At 61.2% G+C, this 25,971-nt stretch carries 20 protein-coding genes; 1 reads left to right on the forward strand and 19 read right to left on the reverse strand.

The genetic code is table 11. The features are described 5' to 3' along the window. Positions 1–142: 142 nt before the first annotated feature. The 17 genes from DLM86_RS09470 to DLM86_RS09550 all read right to left on the reverse strand — a co-directional run bounded on the left by DLM86_RS09470 (position 143) and on the right by DLM86_RS09550 (position 23,412). Positions 143–2,041 (reverse strand): ABC transporter ATP-binding protein, encoded by a 1,899-nt coding sequence (locus DLM86_RS09470; RefSeq protein WP_110839729.1) that lies wholly within the window; start codon positions 2,039–2,041, stop codon positions 143–145. Then, on the reverse strand, positions 2,038–3,765 hold the full coding sequence (locus DLM86_RS09475) for an ABC transporter ATP-binding protein (RefSeq protein ID WP_110839730.1): 1,728 nt from the start codon (positions 3,763–3,765) through the stop codon (positions 2,038–2,040). The genes DLM86_RS09470 and DLM86_RS09475 overlap by 4 nt, the downstream gene beginning before the upstream one ends. A gap of 12 nt (positions 3,766–3,777) precedes the next feature. After that, positions 3,778–4,152: a hypothetical protein gene (locus DLM86_RS09480; RefSeq protein ID WP_146250187.1), complete on the reverse strand. Its 375-nt coding sequence runs from the start codon at positions 4,150–4,152 to the stop codon at positions 3,778–3,780. A gap of 218 nt (positions 4,153–4,370) precedes the next feature. Then, on the reverse strand, positions 4,371–7,118 hold the full coding sequence (locus DLM86_RS09485; protein ID WP_110839732.1) for a transglycosylase domain-containing protein: 2,748 nt from the start codon (positions 7,116–7,118) through the stop codon (positions 4,371–4,373). Positions 7,119–7,265: 147 nt separating this feature from the next. Then, positions 7,266–7,508: an RNA chaperone Hfq gene (hfq, locus tag DLM86_RS09490; protein WP_110839733.1), complete on the reverse strand. Its 243-nt coding sequence runs from the start codon at positions 7,506–7,508 to the stop codon at positions 7,266–7,268. Between the two features lie 67 nt (positions 7,509–7,575). Continuing rightward, the gene (gene miaA / locus DLM86_RS09495; RefSeq protein ID WP_110839734.1) at positions 7,576–8,544 is read right to left on the reverse strand and encodes a tRNA (adenosine(37)-N6)-dimethylallyltransferase MiaA; all 969 of its coding nucleotides are present in this window, start codon (positions 8,542–8,544) and stop codon (positions 7,576–7,578) included. Continuing rightward, entirely contained in the window at positions 8,541–9,314 is a 774-nt protein-coding gene (locus DLM86_RS09500) for a class I SAM-dependent methyltransferase (RefSeq protein WP_110839735.1), read from the reverse strand. The genes miaA and DLM86_RS09500 overlap by 4 nt, the downstream gene beginning before the upstream one ends. After that, entirely contained in the window at positions 9,314–11,434 is a 2,121-nt protein-coding gene (mutL, locus tag DLM86_RS09505; RefSeq protein WP_110839736.1) for a DNA mismatch repair endonuclease MutL, read from the reverse strand. The genes DLM86_RS09500 and mutL overlap by 1 nt, the downstream gene beginning before the upstream one ends. Next, positions 11,434–12,894: a S41 family peptidase gene (locus DLM86_RS09510; protein ID WP_110839737.1), complete on the reverse strand. Its 1,461-nt coding sequence runs from the start codon at positions 12,892–12,894 to the stop codon at positions 11,434–11,436. The genes mutL and DLM86_RS09510 overlap by 1 nt, the downstream gene beginning before the upstream one ends. A gap of 15 nt (positions 12,895–12,909) precedes the next feature. Further along, a complete protein-coding gene (mutS, locus tag DLM86_RS09515) occupies positions 12,910–15,621 on the reverse strand; it encodes a DNA mismatch repair protein MutS (protein WP_110839787.1) in 2,712 nt (903 codons plus the stop codon). Between the two features lie 81 nt (positions 15,622–15,702). After that, positions 15,703–17,022, reverse strand: coding sequence for a putative amidoligase domain-containing protein (locus tag DLM86_RS09520; RefSeq protein WP_110839738.1), 1,320 nt, complete (start codon positions 17,020–17,022; stop codon positions 15,703–15,705). 154 nt (positions 17,023–17,176) lie between these two features. After that, positions 17,177–17,746, reverse strand: a complete 570-nt coding sequence (locus DLM86_RS09525; protein ID WP_110839739.1) for an outer spore coat protein CotE — start codon at positions 17,744–17,746, stop codon at positions 17,177–17,179. Positions 17,747–17,894: 148 nt separating this feature from the next. Next, the gene (locus DLM86_RS09530) at positions 17,895–18,857 is read right to left on the reverse strand and encodes an aromatic acid exporter family protein (RefSeq protein ID WP_110839788.1); all 963 of its coding nucleotides are present in this window, start codon (positions 18,855–18,857) and stop codon (positions 17,895–17,897) included. 182 nt (positions 18,858–19,039) lie between these two features. Then, positions 19,040–19,879, reverse strand: coding sequence for an ABC transporter permease (locus DLM86_RS09535; protein WP_110839740.1), 840 nt, complete (start codon positions 19,877–19,879; stop codon positions 19,040–19,042). Beyond that, the gene (locus DLM86_RS09540; protein WP_110839789.1) at positions 19,876–20,661 is read right to left on the reverse strand and encodes an ABC transporter ATP-binding protein; all 786 of its coding nucleotides are present in this window, start codon (positions 20,659–20,661) and stop codon (positions 19,876–19,878) included. Before DLM86_RS09540 ends, DLM86_RS09535 begins: the two co-directional genes overlap by 4 nt. 33 nt (positions 20,662–20,694) lie before the next feature. Further along, positions 20,695–21,708, reverse strand: coding sequence for an ABC transporter substrate-binding protein (locus tag DLM86_RS09545; protein WP_245954463.1), 1,014 nt, complete (start codon positions 21,706–21,708; stop codon positions 20,695–20,697). 177 nt (positions 21,709–21,885) lie between these two features. Next, positions 21,886–23,412, reverse strand: a complete 1,527-nt coding sequence (locus tag DLM86_RS09550; RefSeq protein WP_110839741.1) for a carboxypeptidase M32 — start codon at positions 23,410–23,412, stop codon at positions 21,886–21,888. A 140-nt stretch (positions 23,413–23,552) separates the two neighbouring features. On the opposite strand from DLM86_RS09550, the gene DLM86_RS09555 reads away from it, so the two are divergent. Next, the gene (locus DLM86_RS09555; RefSeq protein WP_110839742.1) at positions 23,553–23,897 is read left to right on the forward strand and encodes an iron-sulfur cluster biosynthesis family protein; all 345 of its coding nucleotides are present in this window, start codon (positions 23,553–23,555) and stop codon (positions 23,895–23,897) included. Positions 23,898–23,975: 78 nt separating this feature from the next. On the opposite strand, the gene DLM86_RS09560 is transcribed toward DLM86_RS09555, so the two are convergent. Further along, positions 23,976–24,548 carry a beta-class carbonic anhydrase gene (locus DLM86_RS09560; RefSeq protein WP_110839743.1) on the reverse strand — a complete coding sequence of 191 codons (573 nt, stop codon included), beginning with the start codon at positions 24,546–24,548 and terminating at the stop codon, positions 23,976–23,978. 70 nt (positions 24,549–24,618) lie between these two features. Continuing rightward, positions 24,619–25,773, reverse strand: a complete 1,155-nt coding sequence (locus DLM86_RS33075; protein ID WP_110839744.1) for a DUF309 domain-containing protein — start codon at positions 25,771–25,773, stop codon at positions 24,619–24,621. Positions 25,774–25,971 lie beyond the last annotated feature (198 nt).

The raw sequence follows: 25,971 nt of genomic DNA on the forward strand, positions 1-25,971 counted from the left end.
AGTAGTTGGGATCATGAATGATTCTATACTTCGACAAACGCCTTCGCGATTCCTACCTTCGGACGAAGACGGCGCATTTCCCGCATCATAATACGAAAAAGAGCCCGGAATCCCGGGCCCTTCGCCGTTCGGAACGATGTCGTTACACCGCGTTTTGCCGCGGGACGCCTCCGGCGAACTGGCTGTTGTACAAGTCGGTATAAAAGCCGTTCTGCGCGAGCAGCTCCTCGTGCGATCCCTGCTCGATAACGCGGCCGTGGTTCATGACGAGGATGAGATCGGCGTCGCGGATCGTGGACAGCCGGTGCGCGATCACGAAGCTCGTACGGCCTTCCATCAAATGCGTCATCGCCTTCTGGATGTGCGACTCGGTACGCGTATCGACGCTGCTCGTCGCTTCGTCGAGAATAAGGATGGCCGGATCGGCCAATATCGCGCGGGCGATCGTCAGCAGCTGCTTTTGTCCTTGCGACAAATTGGTGGCATCCTCGTTCAGCACCGTATCGTATCCGTCGGGCAGCGTCCGGATGAAATGGTCCGCATAAGCGGCCTGCGCCGCCCGGACGACTTCCGCCTCCGTCGCGCCCGTCCGCCCGTACGCGATATTGTCGCGAATCGTGCCGTTGAACAGCCATGTGTCCTGCAGCACCATGCCGAACAGGCTGCGCAGCCGGCTCCGCTTCAGCTCGCGAATATCGACGCCGTCGATCGAGATGCGGCCTCCGCCGATTTCGTAAAAACGCATCAGCAGGTTGACGAGCGTCGTCTTGCCCGCACCGGTCGGACCGACGATCGCGACCGTCTGCCCCGGCTTGATGTCGATGGACATGCTCTCGATCAAAGGGGCGTCCGCCTTGTAGCCGAACGATACGTCCCGGAAAACGACATGCCCTTGCGGCGCGGCGATCGTCGCCGGTGCGGCCGACTCCGGTACCTCCTCCGTCTCGTCCAGCAGCTCGAAGACGCGCTCCGCCGACGCCAGCGCGGACTGGATCATATTGGCGATGTTCGCCACCTGCGTAATCGGCATCGAAAACTGCTGCGAATATTGAATGAACGCCTGGACGTCCCCGATCGCGATCGCTTGCCGCGTGACCATGATCCCGCCGACGACGCTGACGAGCACGTAGCCGATGTTGCCGATAAACATCATGAGCGGCATGATGATGCCGGAGACGAATTGGGCTTTCCAGCCGGACTCGTACAGCTTGTCGTTGACTTCTCGGAATTTCTCCACGGACTTGCGCTCGTAGCCGAACGCCTTGACGATCGTATGTCCGCCGTACATTTCTTCGACGTGCCCGTTCAGCTCCCCGAGCGTTCGCTGCTGCGAGCCGAAATACGTTTGCGACCGCTTCGCGATCGATTTCGTCACGAGAATGCTGAGCGGCAGCGTCACGATCGTAATCAGCGTCAGCAGCGGACTGATCGTCAGCATCATGACGACCATGCCCGCGAGCAGGACGATCGACGAAATGAATTGCGACAGCACCTGCTGCAGCGTATTGCCGATGTTGTCGACGTCGTTCGTCGCGCGGCTCAATATTTCCCCGTGCGTGCGCGAGTCGAAATAGTTCAGCGGCAGCCTGGCCAATTTGTCCTGAACGTCCTTGCGGAGGACGAACACGATTTTTTGCGCGACCCCGGCGACGATGTATTGCTGGACGAACGTGAACAGCGCGCTTAGCACGTACAACCCGGCAAGCAGAAGCAGCACGTCCCAAATGTAGTCGAAGTCGATGAACGCGCCGGGAACCCCCTTGATCATCGCCATGGCGCCTTCGAACAGCCGCGTCGTCACCTGCCCCATGATTTTCGGACTGACGATGCCGAATACCGTGCTTGCGATCGCCGCGATCAGGACGACGATCAACGACGCTCTGTGCCGTTTGACGTAGCCGAGCAGCCGCTTCATCGCCCCTTTCGCATCCTTCGCTTTTTGGACCGGCATCCCCATCATCGGACCGCGTCCGAAGCCCGGGCCGGGTCCGCCGGCCGGCGCCGCCCCTTTCGGCGCTTCCTGTTTCCGATGTTCACTCATGCGATCTCCTCCTCCGACAGCTGGGACGTGACGATTTCGCGGTATACGTCGCACGAAGCCAGAAGCTCCCGGTGCGTGCCGATGCCGGCGATGCGGCCTTCATCCAATACGACGATCCGGTCCGCATTCATGATCGTGCTCACCCGCTGGGCGACGATCAGAACCGTGGCCTCTCCCGTCTCGCTGCGAAGAGCCTCGCGAAGCTTGGCGTCCGTCTTGAAGTCGAGCGCCGAGAAGCTGTCGTCGAATACGTAGATGAGCGGTTGCCGGGCGAGCGCCCGGGCGATCGAAAGCCGCTGCTTCTGGCCGCCGGACAAGTTCGTGCCGCCTTGCGCCACGGCGGCTTCGAAGCCGTCCTTCATCTCGGCGACGAAGTCGTGCGCTTGGGCCGTTCGAGCCGCCCGTTCGATCCGTTCGCCGTCCGCCGCTTCGTTCCCGAATCGGATATTGCCGGCGACCGTGCCCGAGAACAGCGCCGCTTTTTGCGGAACGTAGCCGATCATGCTCCTCAAGCTTTCGAGACCGATATCGCGGATGTCGGTCCCGTCGAGGCGAATGGCGCCGCTCTCGACGTCATAGAAGCGGAGCAGCAAATTCGCGATCGTCGATTTGCCCGAACCCGTTCCGCCGATAATCGCCGTCACTTCGCCGGGCGAGGCGCGGAACGACACTCCGCTGACGGCCGGCTGCTCCGCGCCCGGATAACTGAACGTCACGTCGTCGAATTCGACGACGCCCTTCGCGCCGTCGACTTTTTGGGCATGAGGCGTTTCCGCAATCGAAGGCTTCGTGTTCAACACCTCGTTAATCCGAACGGCCGATGCCGACGCCCGCGGAATCATCATGAACATCATCGAAACCATCATCAGCGAAAACATGATTTGTCCGGCGTACTGGGTAAACGCGATCAAATCGCCGACCTGCATATGCATATTGTTGATTCGAATGCTGCCGAACCACATAATCGCCACGATCGACAAGTTGAGGATGAGAAGCATGATGGGAAACAGGGTCGACATGATGCGCGTCGCCCGGATCGCCGTACTCGTCAAATCGTCGTTCGCCTGCCCGTACCGTTCCCTCTCGTGATCGGTCCGGTTGAAGGCGCGAATGACGCGGATGCCCGTCAAATTTTCGCGCAGCACGAGGTTCAATCGGTCCAGCTTCTTCTGCATGGTGGTAAAGAGCGGGATCCCTTTCGCCGCCACGAGCACGATGATGGCGACGAGCAGCGGAAGGACGGCCACGAGGACGAGCGACAGCGTCGCGTCCTTCGAGACGGCCATCACGATGCCGCCCACGATCATGAGCGGCGCGCTCAAGAACATCCGCATCATCATGAACAGCACTTGCTGCACTTGCGTAATGTCGTTCGTCGTCCGTGTAATAAGCGAGGCGGTCCCGAACGTATCGAACTCCTGCAGCGAAAACGTCTCCACGTGCTCGAATACGCGCCCGCGGACGATTTTGCCGAAGCCGGACGCCGACTTGGCCGACAAATAACCGGCGACGACGTTGCACAGCGTGCCTCCCGCCGCAACGAGCAGCATGACCGCGCCGGCTCCGAGTATGTACGCCGTATCGCCGTCGGCGACGCCGATATCGACGATGTCGGCCATCAGCGTCGGCAAGTACAGCTGGGCGATCGATTGGACGAACATGAGGAGCACGACGACGGTTACCGAAGCCCGGTATGGCTTCAAGTAACGAAACAGCTTGAACATCCGTTCACTCTCCTAATCTTGATCGGTATCGCCGCGCGCTCCGCGCGGCGGTCTTCCACGGTGCGGCGGCGCTTCGGGCGGGTAGCCGCGAGGCGGAAACGCGCCCTGCGGCATCCCCGGATGAACGCACGCCGGCGGACCTTCGCGTAAAAAGATTCCTTTCTTCTGCCGAAATTCGGCCAAAATTTCTTCCTGCTCCTCCGGCGTAAGCTCCTGCTTGTAGCTTTCGATTTCATCGCCCACGAGCAGGGACAAGCCTTCGTTTACCGACAAGTTCAGGCTCTCGCAATATTTGCTGAAAAAAGCGAACAGCTCGTAATCCACCTTCCAAGGATACTGGTGGTATTCTTCCTTCGACTTTTTCGCAAATTTTTTGAGTCTGCCCACTTTCATCACCTCTTTAAGTTTATTATTGGATTCATTATTGCATATCTAAAAAGATATGTAAATATATCACCCCTCAAAAATTTCCGATGTGTCCATTCCCACGCCCGCCTTCTAGCATAAACGCTCCCGTAACGTCAGACACAAGCCCCGAGCGGCACGAAACTTTCGATAAAACAAAAAAAGACCGCCGAAGCGATTCGGCGATCTTGATCTTGTAACTATCGCAAGGGAGCGACGGGCGTCGTCTGAAGAGGCGTTGTGGTCTGCCCGCCAGCCCCGGTCCCGGTGCCGCCGGTGTCCGAACCGGCGCCTCGGTTGGCCGTGCTTCCGCCGGTTCCCGTTCCTCCGCCGGTTCCGCCGGTGCCGGAACTGCCCGTGCCCGTTCCGGTGCCCGTGCCGCTTTGGCCGGTACCGGCTCCGGTACCTTGGCCGGTCCCCGTTCCCCCTGTGCCGGTTCCGCTGCCCGCTCCGGTTCCCGTTCCTCCGGTGCCGGTTCCGGCCCCCGGCTTCCCGGCTCCGGACGTTCCCCCCGGCGCCGTTCCGCCGGTTCCCGTCCCGGTACCGCCTTGCCCGGCCCCCGTTCCCGTTCCGGTGCCCGTACCGGTTCCGGCGCCGGAACCGCCGCCTTGGCCGGCTCCGCCGTTTTGTCCGTTCCCGGTTCCTTGCCCGTTGCCTTGTCCTTGACCGTTCCCCTGCCCGTCTCCCGGCTTCAGCGGATCGAGCCCCCCGCCTGCGGCCGGCACTTCGACGACGGCGACGTTGGACTTCGCACCCTCGGCGTTCGTAACCGAATTGTACGGGACGACGTAGTATTCGTACTTGTCGCCCGGAATGGCAATGTCGCGAATTTCCGGCGTCGTCGTGCGCGGAAGCTCGACCGGGTCTTTGTCCTTCGTTCCTTTGCGGAACGTCTTGTAGACGATGTTATCGCCTTTGATCGGCGTCCACGTCAAGATAACCGATTGAAGCTCCTTATTATACACCGCCGTCAAATCCGTCACGCCGCTCGGCGGCTGGGCGACGTCCTCGACGCCCTTCGGCCGCTCGAACTGCGTTACCGGCCGATTCGCGAGCGCCTTCGTCATCACTTCCTTGAACATGACGGCCGGGCGCGCGCTGCCGTCTTTCACGTAGTGCTGCGCGTCGGTCGTATCGAAGCCCATCCAGATCGCCGCCGTCCATTCCGGCGTATAGCCGGCGAACCAGACGTCGCGGTTGTACTTCTCCAGCCCTTTCAAGTCGAGCTGCGTCGTGCCGGTTTTGCCCGCAACGGGACGGTTCATTTTGGCGCTGGCGCCCGTACCGTTATCGACGGCGTTTTTCAGCATCGACGTGATGTACCAGGCCGTCCGTTCCGACATAACCTGCTCCGGCTTCTCGGGCTTGAATTTGTACAATTCCGAACCGTCGTCTCGCAACACTTTGACGACGGCGTGCGTTTTGTTCAGCTTCCCGTTGTTGGCGAACGCCCCGTACGCGGTTGCCATCTGCAGCGGTGTTGCGCCGTTCGTCAAACCGCCCAGGGCTATGGCCAAATTTTCGTCTTTTTTGTCGACCAACGGAATTCCCAATTTTTTCGCAAAATTGAACCCATTCTTAACCCCGATCTCGTTCAGCAGCCAGACGCTCGCCACGTTCGCCGACTTTTGCAGCGCCTGCGTCATGCTGATCTGACCCAGGTAGACGTTGTCCCAGTTGCTCGGGGAATAGTTGCCGAACGACATTTTCTCGTCCTTCAGCATCGTGTACGGATTATACTTGTTGAAGTTGAGCTCCATCGCCGGCGCGTACACCGCGATCGGCTTGAACGCCGAGCCCGGCGCCCGCGGGCGGACGGCGCGGTTCATGTCTTTCGTCTTGTAGTCCCGGCCGCCGACCATGCCGACGAGGCCGCCGTCCTTATGGTTGACGATGACCATCGCGCTTTGCATTTTTTGCTTCGGGCCGTCCGCCTGGAACAGCTTGTCGTTGGCGTACGCCTGCTCGATCGCCTTCTGCGCGACGGGATCCATCGTCGTATAGATTTTATAGCCGCCGCGAAGCAGCTCGTCTTCGGTTTTGCCCGTCACGTCGACCGCTTCGTTCAACGCATAATCGATGAAGGCGGCGTAGTCGTTGTTCGTCGCGGGCGGCTTGTACGTATATTCGGCCTCGGCCGCCTTCGCACGCTCCTCCTCGGTGATGTAGCCTTGGTCCTTCATGAGCTGAAGGACGACGCCGCGCCGTTCCTTGGAGCGGTCCGGATGGTCGATCGGGTTGTAATACGCCGGCGCTTTCGGGATCGCCGCGAGCGTCGCCATTTCCCATATCTCCAACGAACCCAGGTCGGACTTGCCGAAATATTTTTTGGCCGCCGCTTTGACGCCGTAGGCGCGGTTGCCGAAGTAGATCCGGTTCAAGTACATTTCCAATATTTTTTCCTTGGAATTATGGTTCTCGAGCGCCAGCGCGATCGACGCCTCGGTCGCCTTCCGGAATATCGTCTTGTCGGCGTTCAGAAACATGTTTTTGGCCAGCTGCTGCGTAATGGTGCTGCCGCCCTCGACGGCGCTCCGATGAATAATGTCCTTGACGATCGCGCGGCCGATCGAGAAGAAATCGATGCCGGAATGCTCGTTGAACCGTTTGTCCTCGGTCGCGATGAACGCTTGGGCGAGCCGGTCCGGAATTTCCTTCATCGTGACGATTTCGCGGTTTTCGCGGGCGAGCGTCGTCACTTCTTTCTCGTTCACATCGTAGACGACGGCCGCTTCGGCCATGTCCATCTTGTCTTTGTTTTGCTCGTACAGCTTCTCCCCGTTCAGCATGATTACGATATACCCGCCCATCGCGCAAAACATCCCGAGTGCGCATGTAATGAGCAGCCAGACGAGCAGCGTGCGCGGCCGGAACCGCTTCTTCCCCTTTTTCTTGGCGGGCTTCGCCGGTTTGGACGGATTGGCATTGGAGTTGCGTGGTGCGCTCATCGTTCGACTCCCTCCTTACCCGATTGAAGCAAAAGAACAACCCCATGGGGTTGCTCCGCTTCTTTCTCTACACTTATTAAACGTATGACCGGCGGAAAAAGTTGCATCCGGCTTTCCGGCTCGGTACGAACGGACGGGCGTTTCGGATCAGGAATCGGACGAAGGCTCCTGCGGCATGAGCGATACCGGGCGCTGCGGCGTGAACGTCGAGATGGCGTGCTTGTAAACCATCTGCTGCCGTCCTTCGCTGTCGATGATGATCGTGAAATTGTCGAACGCCTTGATATATCCGCGGATCTGGAATCCATTCGTCAAATAGACGGTAACCGCAATGCTTTCCTTGCGCAGCTGGTTCAAAAACGTGTCCTGAATATTGATCGATTTGTTCATCAATAGTACCCCCTAATCGGTTCGAATCGTGGATTCCACGGAATGTTGGCGGAATGGTTCGGACTGCTCACCAAGTATATTCTGGATCGGATGGAAACTTTCCTGCTATTATATCACGAATCGTCTGCAAATTTTCGTAAAAATTTGCCTCCGTCACGTCGACCCAGCGGATGTCCTTCATATGACGGAACCAGGAAAGCTGGCGTTTCGCAAAACGCCGCGTATTGCGCTTGAGCAGGTCGACGGCGAACGCCAGGTCGGTCTCGCCCGTCACATAACCCGCTATTTCCTTATATCCGAGCCCTTGCATCGAAACGAGGTCCGTCGTATAGCCGCGCGCGAGCAGCGACTCCACTTCCCGGACGAGCCCTTGCTCGATCATAAGATCGATCCGTTGTTCAATACGTTTATATAAGATTTCGCGGTCCATTGTCAACCCGACGATACATAGTTCGTAAGGCGACTCTTTTTTTTGTCGGGCCAAATGCTCGGACAGCGGAATCCCCGTTAGCCGCAGCACCTCCAGCGCACGGATCGTGCGTCTCCGGTCGTTCGGGTGAATGCGCCCGGCCGATTCGGGATCGGCCTCCTTCAGCAGATCGTGGAGCGCCTCTTCGCCGCGCTTGTCGGCATAGTCGTTCAGCTCGCGGCGGTACGGCTCGTCCGAGCCGCCTTCGCTGAATTCGTAGCCGTAGCAGACCGACTCGATGTACAGCCCGGTCCCCCCGACGATAAACGGCAGCTTGCCTCTTCCGCCGATCTCCTCGACCAGCGCCCGGGTCCGCTCCTGAAACTCGGCGACCGAGAACGGATGGTCGGGATCGTGGATGTCGATCATGTGATGGGGCACGATCGCCCGTTCCTCGAGAGTCGCCTTCGCCGTACCGATATCCATCCCCCGGTACACTTGCATCGAATCGCCCGATATGATTTCGCAGTCGAAATCGACGGCGAGCTTCAGGCTCAGCTCCGTTTTGCCGACGGCCGTCGGTCCGACCAGGACGAGCAGCCGCGGCTTGTTATCCGTTTCCGTCAAGGATGAATCACTCCATATGCGATTTTCGTCCGCGTCCGTGCCGGTTGGCCGAAGCCGAGCCGTTCGAATTCGCCGCTGTCGCGGTGTTCCTTCATGACGACCGATTTGCGGGCGACGCGCACTGCTTCCCGGATCGCCTCCTCGGACAAGGGCGAATGGTTCGCCACCTGCCGCAGCGGTCCGATCGCGCTCGACTCCTCCACCGGCTGGCGGAACATCGGATCGAAGTAGACGATGTCGACGCTGTCGTCCGGCATCCCCCGCAGCGTCTCCAGATGATGGCCGAGGACGAGCCTCACCCGCCTCATCGCGGCGTCGAACGGCTCCGAGAACGTTTGGTAGGAAGCGAGACCTTCGCGCACGACGGTATACAGCGCCGGTTCGCTCTCGACGGCGGTAACGGCCCCTTCCTCGCCGACGGCGTAGGAGAAGACGATCGCGTCCGAGCCGAGACCCGCCGTGCAATCGAGAACGGCGTCGCCAACGGCGGCGCCGGACGCCTCGATCAGCCCGTCATGTTCCCCGTTCATCAGACGCTTGACCCGGACGAGCGACAAGGACGGGTGGAAAAAGAGCGGCGTTTCGCCGCCGCTATGAAATTGCAGCTCCCGTTCGGTGACGACCAGAAAGCGGCTGTCGCCGTATCGTTCGCCGAGCCGTCGCACCGACGACGTTCCGCGCTCCACGTACCGGCACCGCAGCTCCCCGGCGATCGCCTTGGCCCGCGCCGCCGCTTCCGGCGACGGCGAGTACGAAGTCGTGACGAGCATCACATCACCCGCTTAAACATTTTTTCCAACTCGTACGTCGAGAAGCTGACGACGATCGGCCGGCCGTGCGGACACGTGTACGGATTGCGGCATGCCGCGAGCCGGTCGAGCAGCGCCTCGATCTCCGCCGTGCTCAAATGCTGGTTCGCCTTGATCGACGCCTTGCACGAGCACATGATGGCCGCCTTCTCGCGCAGCTTCGTCAAGTCGACCGACTTTTTCTCCGCCAGCAGCCAATCGGCCATTTCCTCGACGAGCGCTTTCTCCTCGCCGGCCGGAAACCAATGCGGCAACCCCCGGACGAGAAACGTCGAGCCGCCGAACGATTCGAGGTCGACGCCGACGTGCGCCAGCAGCGGCAGCTTGTCGCGCAGCGCTTCCGCCTCCGCCGCCGTAAATTCGAGCGTCAGCGGCACGAGCAGCTGCTGGCTCGCCTCGGCCGGCTTGCCGAACTTCTCGTAATAGTACTCGTAGTTGATCCGTTCATGGGCGGCGTGCTGGTCGATCAGAAACAAGCCGTTTTCGTTTTGCGCGACGACGTACGTGCCGTGCATTTGCCCGATCGGGTCGAGCCGGGGAAACGAAGGCGCCGGCGGCGCGCTCGACGGTTCGTTTGACGGCAGCATGTCCGCGATCCGCTCGAACGGAACGCCGCCTGCGCCCGCACCGTAGCCGGTATCGGCCCGGCCGCCCGTCGTCGTTCGGGACGAAGCCGGCCGGGACGCGAACGGCTCCGCGGCCGCGCGGCCTCCGCGCTCCGGGAACGGTCGTCCGCCGGCCGTCGGCGCTCCCGCCGTCCGCTCGAATGCCGGACCGGGACGCTCCCGGTCGCCCCGCTGCGGGGACGTCTCGACGCGAGGCCCGTCCGTCGCCGGAGCCGGCGTCTTCGCCGATGCGAAATCATGATCGCTTATGTAGGAACCGCTCTCTTGCCGAACGGCCGGCTTCGATTCGGCCGTCCCCGCCGGCGGCGGCTCGGGCAGCGGCGCTTGCCGGACGTCGTCGCGGAAGCCGGCGTCTTCGCGCGGCCCCGCCTCGTCGTCGACCGGTACGGCCGGAGCCCGGTACAGCTCCATCCGCTCCTGTACGACGGCCGCCTTCGGCGTCGGCCGACCCGCTTGCGGAATAAGAACTTGTCCGCGCAGCACCGACCCAATCGCGTCCTCGACGAACCGGACGAGCTCCTGCTCCTTGCTGAAGCGCACCTCGAGCTTGGCCGGATGCACGTTCACGTCGACAAGCGCCGGATCCATCCCGATATGCAGCGCGACGACCGGATACCGGTTGATCGGCAGCAGCGTATGATACGCGTTCAATATCGCGTTCGATACCGCATAGTTGCGGATCGTCCGGCCGTTCATGACGATCGTGATCGCCTGGCGGTTCGACCGGGTCATGTCCGGGCGGGATACGAATCCCGCGATCGAATAGTCCGCGCTCTCCGCTTGCACCGGCAGCATCGCCTTCGCGACCGCCGTCCCGTAGACGGCCGCGACGACCTGCAGCAAATCGCCGTTGCCGAGCGTCTGCAGCAGCACGCTCCCGTTATGCTTCAGCGTGAACGCCACCTGCGGATGGGCCATGGCAAGCCGATATATATAATCGGAAATGTGGCCGAGCTCGGTTTGGATCGTCTTCATATATTTCAACCGGGCCGGCGTATTGTAGAACAGCTCCCGCACCGTCATGTCCGTGCCGCGCGACGCCGCCGTTTCCTGGAACGACTTGACCGACCCGCCCTCGATGACGAGCTTGCGGCCCAAACCGTCCGCGGACGGCGACGTGACGCATTCGACTTTGGCGACGGCCGCGATGCTCGGCAGCGCTTCGCCGCGAAAGCCGAGCGTGCGGATGTGGAACAAATCTTTGCCGCTGGCGATTTTGCTCGTCGCGTGGCGGAAGAAGGCGACTTCGCAATCGTCCGTCTCGATGCCCGACCCGTTGTCGGCGACGCGGATGAGCTGCAGTCCGCCTTCCTCGATCGACACGTCCACCTTCGTGCTTCCGGCGTCCAGCGAATTTTCCACGAGCTCCTTGACGACGGAGGACGGGCGCTCGATCACTTCGCCCGCGGCGATTTGGTTCGCCACGTGTTCGTCCAATACTTTGATTTTTCCCATTAAACGCCGTTTCCTTTCGCGGTAAGCACCGTTTTTTCCGAATCGGACGTCCAATCGATTTGCGGGAAGCGCGCTTTGAACCGGTTCAGGTCAATCACGCCGGTACCGCCCTCGATGCGGAAGCCGGAGCTTGCGTCGAACGTCAGCTTGCCCGCTCCCGCGCCGATATCGACGCCGTACGCGGCTTCGTTCCACTGCAGCGGCTGTCCGACGAGTGCGGCCAGCACGCGGGCCGGCACGTACGTCGCACCGTCCGCCTGGAGGACGGGAACCCGAGCATCGAAAAATTCGAAGCCGTTCACCGTATACGAATGCTTGAACGCTTCGAGCCGGAACTCCCGCAGGCCGGCTTTATGAAGACCGGTGAGCAGCTGCGGCACCGTTCCTTCCGTCGCGACGTCGGGCTCAAGGCCGACGTGGTTCACCTTTCGCTTGTCCGGGGACAAATATTCCTGGATCGTCACCTTCAGCACGCCGCCGGATTCGAGCGGATAAAGCCCTTGGACGCTTCCTTTGCCGTACGTCTTGACGCCGACGGCGATCGCCTTGTGGTAATCCTGCAGCGCGGCCGTCAGCACCTCGGAGGCGCTGGCGCTGTTTTCGTTGACGAGGACGACGACCGGGAATTCCACCGAATGCCCTTTCTCGATGACGAGCGGCTCGTCGACGTCGTCGCGATCCCGGGTATGAATCAGAACGCCTTGCGGTATGAACTGCTCGGCGATATGTTTCGCCGTGTCGAGAATGCCGCCCGGATTGTCGCGCAGATCGACGACGAGGCCGCGAATGCTGCGGCTTTTCAATTCGGACAGCATCGAGGCGAACAGCTCGTCGGCGTCCTCGGAGAAGCTGTTGATGTCCAAGTAACCGACGCCGCCCTCCATCATGCCGCCGCTGACGACCGGCATATGAATTTGTCCGCGCTTGACCGTCAAGTCGATGTCCTGTCCCGCCCGTCTAACCTGGATCGCGACGTCGGAGCCTTCCGGTCCGCGCACGAGCTCGGTCACCTGATCGAGCGTCAGCCCGTCGGTCGTCTTGCCCGCCACCGAGACGATGTAGTCGTTTCGCTTCATGCCGGCCGCGGCGGCGGGAGAGCCCTCGAAAATTTCGACGGCGACGAAGCCGCCCTCGTCCTGCCCGAGCCTCATGCCGATGCCGGCGTAGTTCAGGTCGAGCGAGTTCATGAACCCGTTCCATTCTTCCTCGGTGAAGTAATCGGTATACGGATCCTTCAACGCCTCCAGCATGTCGTCGATCGAGCCGGTCGCCGATTCCGGCACGTTCCGCCCGCCGATATGGTGCTCCGCGATCAAAGCCCGCGCTTCCTTATATTGCTCCGGCGTATTCGTCTGCTCGGCGAACGCCGAAGCGGGTACGGCCAGCATGCCGAGCAAGGCGGCCGTCGCTCCCGCCGCCCGGAGACGGTTGAACTGGCCGGCGTAACGTTTACGATTCATGATGTCGAGCCCTCCTCATTTCGTGTCCGCGGCGATTTTTTGCTTCAATTCGTACAGGAAGTTGATGGCCGCAAGCGGCGTCATGTTGATCAGATCGACGGCCTTCACCTGCTCGATCAGCTTCTCGGCCGCAAGCTCCGCCTTCGACTTCGTCTTGGCCGCCGGCTTGTCCGCCCGGTCGCCGTCGCCGAACAGGCTGAGCTGCACGATCGGGCCGCTTTCCTTGACGGCGTCCGCCTGCAAAAGGTTGCGTTCGGCCGTCTCTTCCGGCTTGGGCCGCTCCACGGCCGGCTTCTCGACGCCCGCCGCCGCCTCGTCCGCATGCTGCATGACCGACGAGATCGCTTCGAAGCGGCTCAGCAGCTCGTACGACCGTTCGATGATCGAATCCGGAAGCCCGGCGATGCGCGCGCAATAGATGCCGTAGCTCGTATCGGCGGCGCCGCGGATCAGCTTGCGCAAAAACGTCACGTCCTGCCCGCTTTCCTTCACCGCCATGCAATGGTTGCGCAAGCCCGCAAGCGCCTCCTCCAAATGCGCCAGCTCGTGAAAATGCGTCGAGACGAGCGTCTTGCAGCCGATCCGGTCGTGCAAATATTCGATGACCGCCTGCGCGATCGCCATGCCTTCCCCCGTCGACGTGCCCCGCCCGAGCTCGTCGATGATGACGAGGCTGCGCGACGTCGCCTTCGCCGTCATCGTTCGGATGTCCATCATCTCGACCATGAACGTGCTCTGGCCGCCGACGAGGTCGTCCGCCGCCCCGATCCGCGTGAAGATGCGGTCGACGATCGGCACGACGGCACGCTCCGCCGGTACGAACGACCCGATCTGCGCCATGATGCAGATCATCGCGACCTGTCGCATGTACGTGCTCTTCCCGGCCATGTTCGGCCCGGTTATGAGCAGAACACGGCCGTCGTCGGACGCCATCTTCGTATCGTTCGCGATGAACGAGCCGTCCTTCAAGATCGCTTCGACGACCGGGTGGCGCCCGTCCTCGACGTCTAGCTCGTACCCGTCCGTAATCGCCGGCCGGCGGTACCGGTAGACGGCGCCCACCGTCGCGAACGATTGCAGCACGTCGGCCGCGGCGATCGTCTCGGCCAGCTGCTGAAGCCGCTTCACCTGGCCGGCCAGCTTCTCCCTCAGCTCCATGAACAGGCCGTATTCGATGTCGACCATCTTCTCCTCGGCTTCGAGAATGAGCGCTTCTTTTTCCTTCAGCTCCGGCGTCACGAACCGCTCCGCGTTGGCGAGCGTCTGCTTCCGCTCGTACCGGTGCTCGGGCAGCGAGCCGAGGTTGCTGCGCGTCACTTCGATATAATAGCCGAACACTTTGTTGTAGCCGATTTTGAGCGACTTGATGCCGGTCGCTTCCCGCTCCTGCCGCTCCAGCTCGGCGATCCATTTCTTGCCGTTCGTGCTCGCCTCGCGTAGCTGGTCGAGACGCGCGTGGAAGCCCGGCTTGATCAGCCCGCCCTCGCGCACCGATACCGGAGGCTCGTCCACGACGGCGTCCTCGATCCATTGCCGGATATCGGCGCACTCGTCCATCGATTCGCCGAGCTCGCGCAGCGTGGCCGATCCTGAAGTTTCGCATATGCGGCGGACGTGCGGAATTTGCTGCAGCGACAGCTTGAGCGCGACAAGGTCCCGTCCGTTGGCGTTGCCGTACGAGATCCGCCCGACGAGCCGCTGCAAATCGTATACTTCCTTCAGCTGCTGGCGAAGCTCCTCCCGGACGATCAAGCCGTTGTACAAGCAGTCGACCGCCTCGAGACGCTTCTCGATGTCGGCCCGGTTCGTCAGCGGCTTGTCGATCCAGCGCCGCAGCAGCCGGCCGCCCATCGAGGTGACGGTGCGGTCGAGCAGCCAAAGCAGCGACCCTTTCTTCGATCGCTCGCGAACCGTCTCCGTCAGCTCGAGATTGCGCCGCGTGAACGGGTCCATCGTCATATGCTGCCGCCGTTCGTACGATTCGATATGCGTAATGTGCGTCAGCGACCGCTTCTGCGTCTCGCTCAAGTATGCGAGCAGCAGCGCGACGCCGTCGCGGGCGACGGGGTCGACCGCCATCCGTTCCTCCTCCGGGAAATGCTCCGCGAGCAGCCGCTCGTCCTTGCGCTCCCAGTCCGTAAACAGCTTCGTCGACAGCCAGCCCGCCGCCGACCCGCGCAATTCGCTCAAGACGCCGGGATCGCCGATCAGCTCCGCCGGCGAATAGACGTTAATTTCGTCGACGAGCTGCTCGATCGACCGCTCGATCGCGGTGACGAACAGCTCTCCGGTCGACAAGTCGCATGCCGCAAGACCGTACCGGTCGTCGTCGGAGGCGATGCAGACGAGGAAGTTGTTTTTCGTCTCGCCGAGCGTCTTCCCGTCCATAACCGTCCCCGGCGTCACGATTCGCACGATTTCCCGCCGAACGACACCCTTCGCCTCCGCGGGGTCCTCGACCTGCTCGCAGATGGCGACCTTGTATCCTTTTTCGATCAGCCGGGTGATATACGATTCGGCGGAATGATACGGAACGCCGCACATCGGAATGCGCTCCTCCGCGCCGCCGTCTCGCCCGGTCAGCGTAATTTCCAGCTCCTGCGCCGCTTTGACGGCGTCCTCGAAAAACATTTCGTAGAAGTCGCCCAGGCGGAAAAACAAAAACGCGTCCTGCGCCTGCGCTTTGACCGATAAATACTGCTCGATCATGGGCGTATATTTGCTCATGTCCATCCCCCAACCGCGATTGATGCTCCGTTGCATGGCTGCATCGATTCTATCAATCTATTATAGCATAAATCTTCCGATTCACCTTGTTCGAGAGGGGGAGGCCTCGATTTTCCAGCCGGCGCGGATGTCCCGGCTTTCGTCCCAGCTTTCGCCGGCTTCCATCATCGCATAGAGCGGCTCGATCCACGCCGCGTATCGTTCGTACTCCGGCAGCCGGCGAACGTCGCCGGGCAGCGGCGCCGCGGCGACCCGAAGCGGCGGCTTGTCGCCTCGCATATACGCCCGCAGCATTTCCGGATCGTGCAGCGGCGTGCGGGGCAACGATGCGTAGTGCGAGGAGACGAGCGCGGCCAGCGCCAGTACGCCCTTCGCCACGCGAGGCGAGACGAGCCAGCTCGGCAGCGTCCGGTATTCGAACCCGCCGTGCGGCTGTCTCCGGAAATCGCCGGGCGTCCCGTATCGGGGACGGCGCGCCGCGGCCCGGTCGTCCTCGAGCAGCGCGAGCGGAAGCGCCACGTAGTTGTCCAGCGCCCGCAGCAGACGGACGTTCAGCCACAAGCCGCTCATATGGATATGTCCGCCGAGCGCGAAGCCGCGGGCCGGCATCCCGCCGGCCAGCCATTTCACGCCGGGCGTATCGGGAATGTGCCGGGCCGCCGCCAGCAGCCCCCTGCGGATGTGCATGATGAGCCGGGCCGGGTCGGCGCTCGGCTCCGGGCGCAGCTCCGCCAGCGGGTAAAGGACGCGGTCGCCGATCCGGACGACGTCGCAGCCGGCGCGCCCGCGCTTGGGCAAATAAGCGGACGCCGGCACGACCCGGCCGTCGGCGTTTGCGAGCAAAAACTCCGGGTCGGCTCCGAGCGTCGCAGGCGACGTCCGCGTCCGCTCCGCCTCCCAGCCCGCGAGGAACCGTTCCCGCGCCGCCGCCAGCGCGGCGTCCAGCTTGCCGTTGCCGGCCGGCAGCGGCTCGATCGCCGCGAAGACGGGACGGCCGGCCGCATCCGTGCCGAGCTCGACCGCCCCGGCGTCGAGGCCGCAAGCGTACAGGAGCCGCGCGGCCGCCCGTTCCGCGCGGCGCAGCGCCCTGTCCGCGGAACCGGCCTCGACCGGCTCCCACAGCCGTTCGCTTCGGCCGGGCGGCCGGCCGCCGAGGGCACGCGATACGAATACGGTATTGGACGCGTACCGCTCCGCGGCGATCGTCTCCAAATGATACAGCGCAAACCGGTAACGCCGGCTAGCCGATCCCGTTTCTCCGCCATCCGCCCGATCCCTGTACCCGAGCGCGTCAAGCGCAAGGCCGATGCGCTCCGGAGCGACGGCGGCCGGATCGTCCTCCGGTCCTTTCAGCGCAGGCGCAGGCCGCGTTCCTCCGCGTACGGCAACGTTTCCGTCCATCCCGCTCCCCCGTTTCCCCGATCGCGGCCGGCCGGCGCGAATCGGCCGGACACGTCGTCGAAAAATGATTTCCCGCAAACAAAAAAGAGGGCGAATGCCCCCTGGCGAAACGAATTCTCCGGCATAAACTAAAGCAAGTAAGTAACAGTAAGTATCAGTTCACCTCGTCGTCGAGCAGATCCGGATCGAGATCCTCGAAGTCGCCCTCGTCGCCGCCGTCGAAGTCGGCGTCCTTGTCGCCCAAATCGTCGCAGCCTCCTTCGCAGACGAGAACGCACACTTTCGTCTCCGCGATCATCTCGACTTGGAACTCCCGCTCCACCCGGATCACGACGCCGTTACCGGAGGACGAAACGTTGGCTTCCACGCAGTTCGGGTCCTGCGTCGCGACCGCAGCGACCTCGACCGTAGAAGCCCTATGTTTCGGATCGACATACGACAGCGGAATGAGCTCCACATAAGAGACCGTCTCTTTCGCCACTTCCGTCTTCTTGTTCCTGTCGTAAGAATACCAGATGTTGATATCGTAAGTACCTACCACTTCGACCCCGTCGCTCGATTTGACCGCCTCATATTCGTGGTTGATCACCCAGGCTCCAAGAATACTGGACGGACTGTGCGGCGGAGTTACGGTATGGGTCACTTGCGAAAACTTACGACCTTTGCCGCATACAGCTTTCGTGATGATTTCTCTGCAATGCGTATCTCTATCTGTAATCGACATCCTGCAAACCTCCTCCATGACAATCATTCACTTAAAGTGTATGCAGGACATTCGTCTAGGGTGACAACTTTTTTGAGGCGGGCCGATGAAAGAAAAAAGCGAAGACGGAAGCGGCCGCACGGCCGATTTTTGCCGTTTTCTCCGTTTTTCAAGCCGGACTCGGGTACTCTACTTGCCTTTTATCTCGCTTCGCGATATTCAAATAATATGTTAGCTCGTGGCAAAGTTGGAGAATCGCGGAGCGCACTTCGAACTCCTCGCGCGTTTGCGGCAGCGGCATTTCCTTGAACCGGGCCTCGAGCCAAGCCAGCCGCTTCTCCACGTTGCCCGTATACGTGTCGCTCTTGACGTCGACGCTCAGCGCCTCGAACAGCTCGGCGACGAGCTGACCGTGCGGCAGGCTGCTGTACACTTGCGCGACGATGTGCAGCATGTCCTGAATCGACTCCAGCTGGGCGGCTCTCATCCGGAAATACGTCGTCCAATCCGCTTTCCCGGAAAAGAGCCGGTTCTCCGCCGCCCGTTCCGCTTCCCGCTCCCCGAGTCGGATCGCCTCATGCGCGTCGAGCACCTCGCTGCCGCTCCATACGTAGTCGGCGTCCCGCAGCGTGCGCGCGATGTGGATGAAGATGGAGGAGAACAGCTCCTCCACCCGGGCGCGGGCCTCCTTCAGCTTCCGTTCCGCGTCGGGCATGTACACCACGTTCACCGCGGTCGCCGTACCGAGGCCGATGAGCAGCAGGGCGAGCTCATTCGCCACGATCGCAAGCGTAGCCTCGCCGAGCGAAAAAATATGGAACACCGTTACGCAGCAGGTGGCCAGCCCGTTTTGCAGCTTGACCCGGTTCAGCAGCGGAAAGGCGATCAGGATGAAGGCGGCCAGCACGAACAGATGAAACCCGAATACGACCATCATGAGCGTCGCGATGGCGAGTCCGAGCATCGAAGCGCCGATGCGGGCAAGCGACGTGACGATGCCTTTGCGGATCGTCGACTCGACGCCCAGAATGGCGAGCAAGCCGGCCGACATCGGGAACTGCAGGTCGAACTTCATGGCCAAATAAACCGCCAGCACGGTGGCGACCGCCGTTTTGATAATGCGAATGCCCACGCCGGTTCCCTCCCCCCATTCTTTTTTTATATCGTACCCGACGACGCCGTTCCGCACAATCGGATGTTGTCGAAACGCCCCGATTTCGGCGCTATAGAGGAGGAGAGGACGACGTCGGAAAGCACGAAACCGCCCGACCGGGAATTGTCCGATCGCGCGGTTTTTTTTGGCGGGCGCTTCCGCTACTGCCTGCGGTGCAGCCGGCTCTCCGCATAGGCGACGACCTGATACATGACGGTCGCGACGATCGCGATGATGACGAGGCTGCCGAGCACGAGCGTGAAGTTGAACACTTGGAAGCCGTAGATGATCAAGTAGCCGAGCCCCTGCTTCGAGACGAGAAACTCGCCGACGATGACGCCGACCCAGGCGAGTCCTACGTTCACCTTCAGCGTCGACACGATCGTCGGCAGCGTGGCGGGTAATATCGCCTTCCGGAACGACTGCGCCCGCGAGCCGCCGAACATGCGGACGACCTTCACGTAGTTCGCGTCGACTTCCTTGAAGCTCGTATAGACGACGAGCGTCGTAATGATAACCGTAACCGCCAGCGTCGTAGCGATGATGGACATGACGTTCGGCCCGATGCCGACGATGAACAGGGGGCCGAGCGCCACCTTCGGCATGCTGTTCGCGACGACGATATACGGGTCGAGCACGCGGGCGAGAAACGGCGACCACCAGATCAGCGTCGCGAGCGCCGTGCCGCACAGCGTGCCGAGCAGGAAGCCGGCGCCGGTTTCGAGCACGGTCGCCCAGACGTGCGGCAGCAGCGAGCCGTCCGCCCATTTGTCCGCAAGCAGAGCGGCGATTTTGCTCGGGTAGCTGAACAGCAGCACGTCGATCCATTTGTTGCGTCCCGCGATTTCCCACAGCGCGATGAAGACGACGAGCACGGCGATTTGCGTCGCGACGACCGCCGCCGCCGTCTTCCGGCTCCGGCTGCGATATTCGCGGAAGACGCGCTCGGTTAGGCCGATCCCGCCCGTTTCGGTCCGATCCCGTTCCGTCGGATGCGTCATACGGTCTCCCCCCTCGACTCCATCTCTTCGAATTCTTTCCAGATGCCGTTGAACAACGCATGAAAATCGGGCAGCTCGCGCGCCTTCATCGGCGTCTCGCGGCGAATCGGCTCCGGCACGACGATTTCCTTGCGCACCCGGCCGGGACTATGGTCGAGCACGATGACCCGGTCGCTCATGGCGATCGCTTCGGAAATGTCGTGGGTGACGAGAAGAGCCGACTTGCCGCGGCTGCGCAGCGTATCGGAGACGAGCCGCTCGAGCAGCAGCTTCGTCTGGTAGTCGAGCGCCGAGAACGGCTCGTCGAGCAGCAGAATGTCGGGCGACGTCATGAGCGTCCGCACGAGCGCCGCCCGTTGGCGCATGCCGCCGGACAGCTGATGCGGATACTTGGACTCGACGCCGTCCAGTCCCATTTCCTCCATCAGGCGGACGGCGCTCTTCTTCTGCTGCTCCGTCACCTTGCCTTTCAGCTCCAGCCCGATGAGGGCGTTGTCGAGAATCGTCCGCCACGGGAACAAGTAATCGTGCTGAAGCATGTAGCCGATTCGGTCCGACGGGCCTCTTACCCGGCTGCCGCCGACCTCCACCCGTCCTTCCGTCGGCTCGATCAATCCCGCGATCATCGATAGGATCGTCGTCTTGCCGCAGCCGCTCGGCCCGACCAGACTGACGAATTCGCCGGCCTCGAGCGCGAAGCTTACCCGGTCCACCGCCAGGAAGGCCCCTTTGCCGGACACGTAAACGTGCGAGGCCCCGTAAATGCCGACTGCCGTTTTCACGTGCGTCACCGTCCCTTCCCCGTGCGTTTTCCGTTACTTCGCCGCCTCGATCGCCTTCCGCGCGTACGACGTATCGACCAGCGCCTTGTAGTCGGCGCGCTGCTTCAGTTCGCCCGCCGCCTGCATGACGTCCTGCAGGTTGTTCCATTCCTGCTCGTCGACGATCGGATCGGTCGCGAACGATTGCTGGTCCTTGTACCGTTTGACGACCGCCTTGACCACCTCTTTATCCGTATCGGCGAAGTAGGGCGTCAGTGCGGCGGCGATTTCGTCGACCGGCTTGTCGTTCACCCATTTTTGCGCCCGGTGAACGGCGTTCGTAAATTTCTGGATCGTCGCTTGATTCCGGTCCATGTAGCTTTTCTTCGCCATGAATACGGTGTACGGCAGCTTGCCGCTCTCCACCCCGAACGACGCGATGACGTGCCCTTTGCCTTCCCGCTCGATCATCGTCGCCTGCGGCTCGAACAGCTGGACGTATTCGCCCGTCCCGGACGAAAAGGCGGCCGGAATGTTGGCGAAATCGACGTTTTGGATCAAATTCAAATCCTTGTGCGGGTCGATCCCCTTCTTCTTCAGCGTAAATTCGCCCGCCATTTGCGGCATGCCACCCTTTCGTTGGCCGAGGAACGTGCTGCCCTTCAGCATCGACCAGTCGAACTTCGCTACCGGCTTGCGCGAAACGAGAAACGTGCCGTCGGTTTGGGTGACCTGCGCGAAATTGACGACCGGATCGTCGGACCCTTGCTGGTGCACGTAGATCGACGTCTCCGACCCGACGAGCGCCACGTCGATCGCGTTCGACAGCAGGGCGGTCATCGTCTTGTCGCCGCCGGCTGTCGTCGTCAGCTCGACGTCGAGGCCCTCCTCCTTAAAAAAACCTTGGCTGAGCGCCACGTATTGGGGAGCGTAAAAAATCGACCGGGTCACTTCGCCGATCCGCACCTTCGTCTCGTTTTCGGCGGAGCCGGAGCAAGCCCCGAGCGCGACCGGAAGCGTAACGAGGACGGCGATCAGCGTGAAGAGCGATAGCGTCTTTCTGTTCACGGTCAGTCCTCCTTGTATGATAAGTCGTATGCCCATCATATGCGGGAGCCCAGTTCGAGGTTAACGTCTTTTCCAAGGTGCGAACGATTCCTCCGGCGGCCATGGACTCGGATCGAAAAAAGACGCCGATACGGCAAAAAGCGGAGAGCCCGCGCTCTCCGCTTCTTCATTCTAGTGTTACAGCCCGTAAATGTCGGCGTACTTCGTCTGCAAATACCGGACCAAGTAGTCGGGATCGAGCGGCTCGCCCGTAACGCGCATGACGATCTCCTGCGGCGTCAGCAGCTTGCCGTACCGATAAATGCGCTCGACGAGCCAAGCCTTGACCGAGGCGAAATCGCCGTTCGCGATCAAATCGTCGAGGGCGCCCAGCTCCTTCTCCATCGCGTGGCGAATTTGGGCCGAATACATGTTGCCGAGCGAATACGACGGGAAGTAGCCGAACGCGCCGCCGGCCCAATGGACGTCCTGCAGCACGCCTTCCCCGTCATGGGACGGAACGACGCCGAGATACTCCCTGTACTTCTCGTTCCAGTAGGCGGGCAAGTCCTTCACCTGCAGCGAGCCGTCGAACAGCGCCTTCTCGATCTCGTAGCGGATCATGATGTGCAGATTGTACGTCAGCTCGTCGGCCTCGATCCGGATCAGCGACGGCTGCACGACGTTGATCGCGCGGTAGAACGACTCGACCGGCACGTCCCGGAACCGGTCCGGATACAGCTCCTGAAGCTTGCCATAGTAGCGCTGCCAGAACGGGCGGCTGCGGCCGACCATGTTTTCCCAGAAGCGCGATTGCGACTCGTGGATGCCCATCGACGTCCCCGTGCACAGCGGCGTGCCGATCAAGTCTTTGGAAATGTTTTGCTCGTACAGCCCGTGTCCGCACTCGTGAATCGTCCCGAACAGCGCGCTCGTCACATCGTTCGGCAAGTAGCGGGTCGTAATCCGCACGTCGCCCGGGTTGAGGCCGGTCGCGAACGGGTGGACGCTTTCGTCGAGACGCCCGGCCTCGAAGTCGTAGCCGAGTTCCTTCAGGATGAACAAACTGAACAGCTTCTGCTGGGCGACGTCGAACGTCTGGTTCAAGAAGGACGTGTCCGGCTTATTCGCCGACTTCTGAATCGCCGCGACAAGCGGCACGAGCTTCTCGCGAACGTCCGCGAACAGCGCGTCCAGCTTCTCGACCGTCATCCCCGGCTCATACATGTCGAGCAGCGTATTGTAGCGGTGTCCTTCGTATCCCCACAGCTCGACGAATTCGAGATTGGCGGCGACGATTTTTTCAAGATACGGCTGGAACATCGCGAAATCCGACTTCGCCTTCGCTTCCTCCCACACCGTTTCCGCCTGCGACGTCAGTACGACGTACTCCTGGTATCGCTCCGGCGGAATTTTTTTGCTGCGGTCGTACTCCTTCTTGCATTCCTCGACCAGCTTGCGGTTCGTCTCGTCCAGCTGCCCGAACGACTCGGGAGCGGACAGCTGCTCCAAGTAACGCCCCATCTCGTCGGAAACGGACATTTTGAACATTTCCGCCGACAGCTCGCCGATTACCTCGGAGCGCGCTTCGACGCCCTTTCTCGGCGCGCCGGTGCGCAAGTCCCAGTACATGACGTCGAGCGCTTCCCCGTAGCTTTTCATTTTTTTGACATACCCGCGAAACGACTGCAGCACCGATTGAACCGGATCGCTCATACCCGACATCAGCTCCTCCTTCGATACGTCCGAATGACTCCATCATACTTGGAAAAGTGTGGCGAAATCAACTTCGCGGCGAGTTTATGGTAAAATTAGAAAAGCTTCTGATCGAAGCCTTTTCGATGAGGCACGGAGGGGGATGCATCATGAACGTTCATTTTACGGAAGAAGCGGCCGAATTCGTCCGGAGCCGCTTTTTCGCCGACAGCTCGGCGGGCGCGCTCAAGCTCGCTTACGATACCGACGGGTGCGGCTGCGCGGTGAACGGCGTCGCCGCGCTGTGGGTCGTCGACAGTCCCGAAGAGGACGACCGGCTGGCGAGGAGCAACGTGTTCACCGTCTTCTTCGATCCGAGGCAGGAGCTGTTTTTCGAAGACCGGCTGACCGTCGACCGCAAGCCCGGTCAGCAGACGCTCGTACTGAAGAGCAGCCAGCAGACGTACAACCCGGCGATGAAGACGACGGACCTTCGGTCCAAAGCCGGCGTGTGAAACGGTCGGTCGCCCACACGGGCGCGCATCAAAAAAGGGCTTTCCGGTCCAGAGGCCGGATCGCCCTTTTTTTCGTTATTATCGCTCCAAGAAGGCGTACCCTTCGTCCACGACGTCGAGCTTGCCCGTCTTCGGGTCGATGACGAGCCCGTGAATCGGAATTTTCGGAACGAGCGGATGGTTGCGGATGAGGCTGACGCTGCTTCGGATGCTCTCCGTCACATCGTCGAACCCTTTCAGCCAACGCTCGATATGGAGACCGGAATGCTCCAAAATTTCCAGCGTTCCTTCCTCGATGCCGCGTGCGAGAAACTTCTCCTTCATCGCATGCGGATTGATCGCGCCCATGCCGCAATCGTAATGGCCGATGACGAGCACTTCCTCCGCCCCGAGCTCGTAAATGGCGACGATGATGCTTCGCATGATGCCGCCGAACGCGGTGGAGACGACGCCGCCCGCCGATTTGATCATTTTCACGTCGCCGTTCTTGATGTTCATGCTCGCCGGAAGCAGCTCGATCAGCCGCGTATCCATGCACGTCAAGATGACGAACTTCTTATCGGGAAATTTGGAGGTCAAGTACGGTTCGTACTTTTGCTGTTCGACAAACGAACGATTGTAATCAATAATGTCGTCCAAAAGTCTGCTCATCGCCGATATCTCCTTCTCCAATCCAGTATAAGGGTTAACGGGTTGTTCCCTGTCCTGCATTTTACTCTTTTTAGCTTTTCGGCTCAATAGTTTCGTTCGAAAAAAAACCTCTTTTTTCCGCCTCGACGATCATTCGCTCGGCGTACCGCCACAGCGTCTCCGACCCTTCCCCGATCTGGCGGTTGCGCGCCAGCACCCGGTCGCTCGTAATGCCGTGCTCCTTCCACGACTGCCCTTCGTTCTCGTAGTTGAACAGCATCGGCTGCAGCCGGTCGACGGCGGCGGCGAATGCCGCTTCGGCCGTCGCGCGCGCCTCGAACTCTTCCCACAATGCTTGGAACTCGTCCCGCTGGTCGTCCGGCAGCAGGCCGAAGAGGCGGTCGGCCGCCGCCTTCTCGCGCTCGTACTTGCCTTCCAGCCCTTTCTCGTCATACGCGAACGTATCTCCCGCGTCGATCTCGACCAAGTCGTGGATCAGCAGCATCTTGAGCACTTTGAGCAGGTCGAGCTCCGGCTCGTTCGCATGCTCGGCCAGCAGCACCGCCATGACGGCGAGATGCCACGTGTGCTCGGCGTCGTTCTCGAACCGTTCGCTGCGGATAAGCCGGCTTTTGCGAAACACGTGCTTCAGCTTGTCGATTTCCAAAATAAACGCGATCTGCCGCTCCAGTCTCGACGCGACATGCTCCATTCCACGCTCTCCCTCCCGCTTCCTCCGTCTTCGTTCGGCTTCGCGCCGGCGCGCCTCGACGACCTCGCTCCGATCGCGCAGCGTATGCTTATCGGCGACCGACCGATCCGCCGGATCGCTCGGCCTCCCCCACTCGAGCCCGAGCTCGGCGCTTCGTTCGACGCAGCGGCGAAGCAGCGACTCGTCGGCTATCGGAATATCCATATCGGAGAACGGAGCCGATTCGTCGTGTGCCAGCATCGCCCGACGCCGCTCCAGCTCTTCGCGGAATTTCGCCGCGTCGATGCCGAGCTCGCTCAAATGCGCGTCGTCCGCGTTGGCCAGCGCAGCGGTCGCCATCTTCAAGGCGCCGGCACGGTTTCCCCTCCGGTGATGGTAAAGCGAGACGGCCGTTTGGATGAGGCCGACCCACGTCTTGCTTCTCCGGTCGGCGGGATGGCGTTTCCAATACTCCTCCAGCAGCTCGTGACATTCGAACCAATCGCGGTCCGCATGGAAATGGACCATATAGTCTACGTATTCGTCCGGATACACGCGGCTTCGCCTCCCTTCCCTATCGATTGGACCTTCCCATTATACCATGTTCGGCAAGAGGAATATTTTATTGAACCTGAATTTCGAAAGTACTGCGCATTAAAAACATAAAAAGGGCTCCAAATCTTTGGTAGAATGGTGTTTGTCCAGGACAACATCACCCAAAGAGAGGAGCACCTTTTAGGTGAAGTCTACCAC

This window comes from Paenibacillus flagellatus (genome assembly GCF_003217775.1).
Lineage (GTDB): Bacteria > Bacillota > Bacilli > Paenibacillales > NBRC-103111 > Paenibacillus_AB > Paenibacillus_AB flagellatus.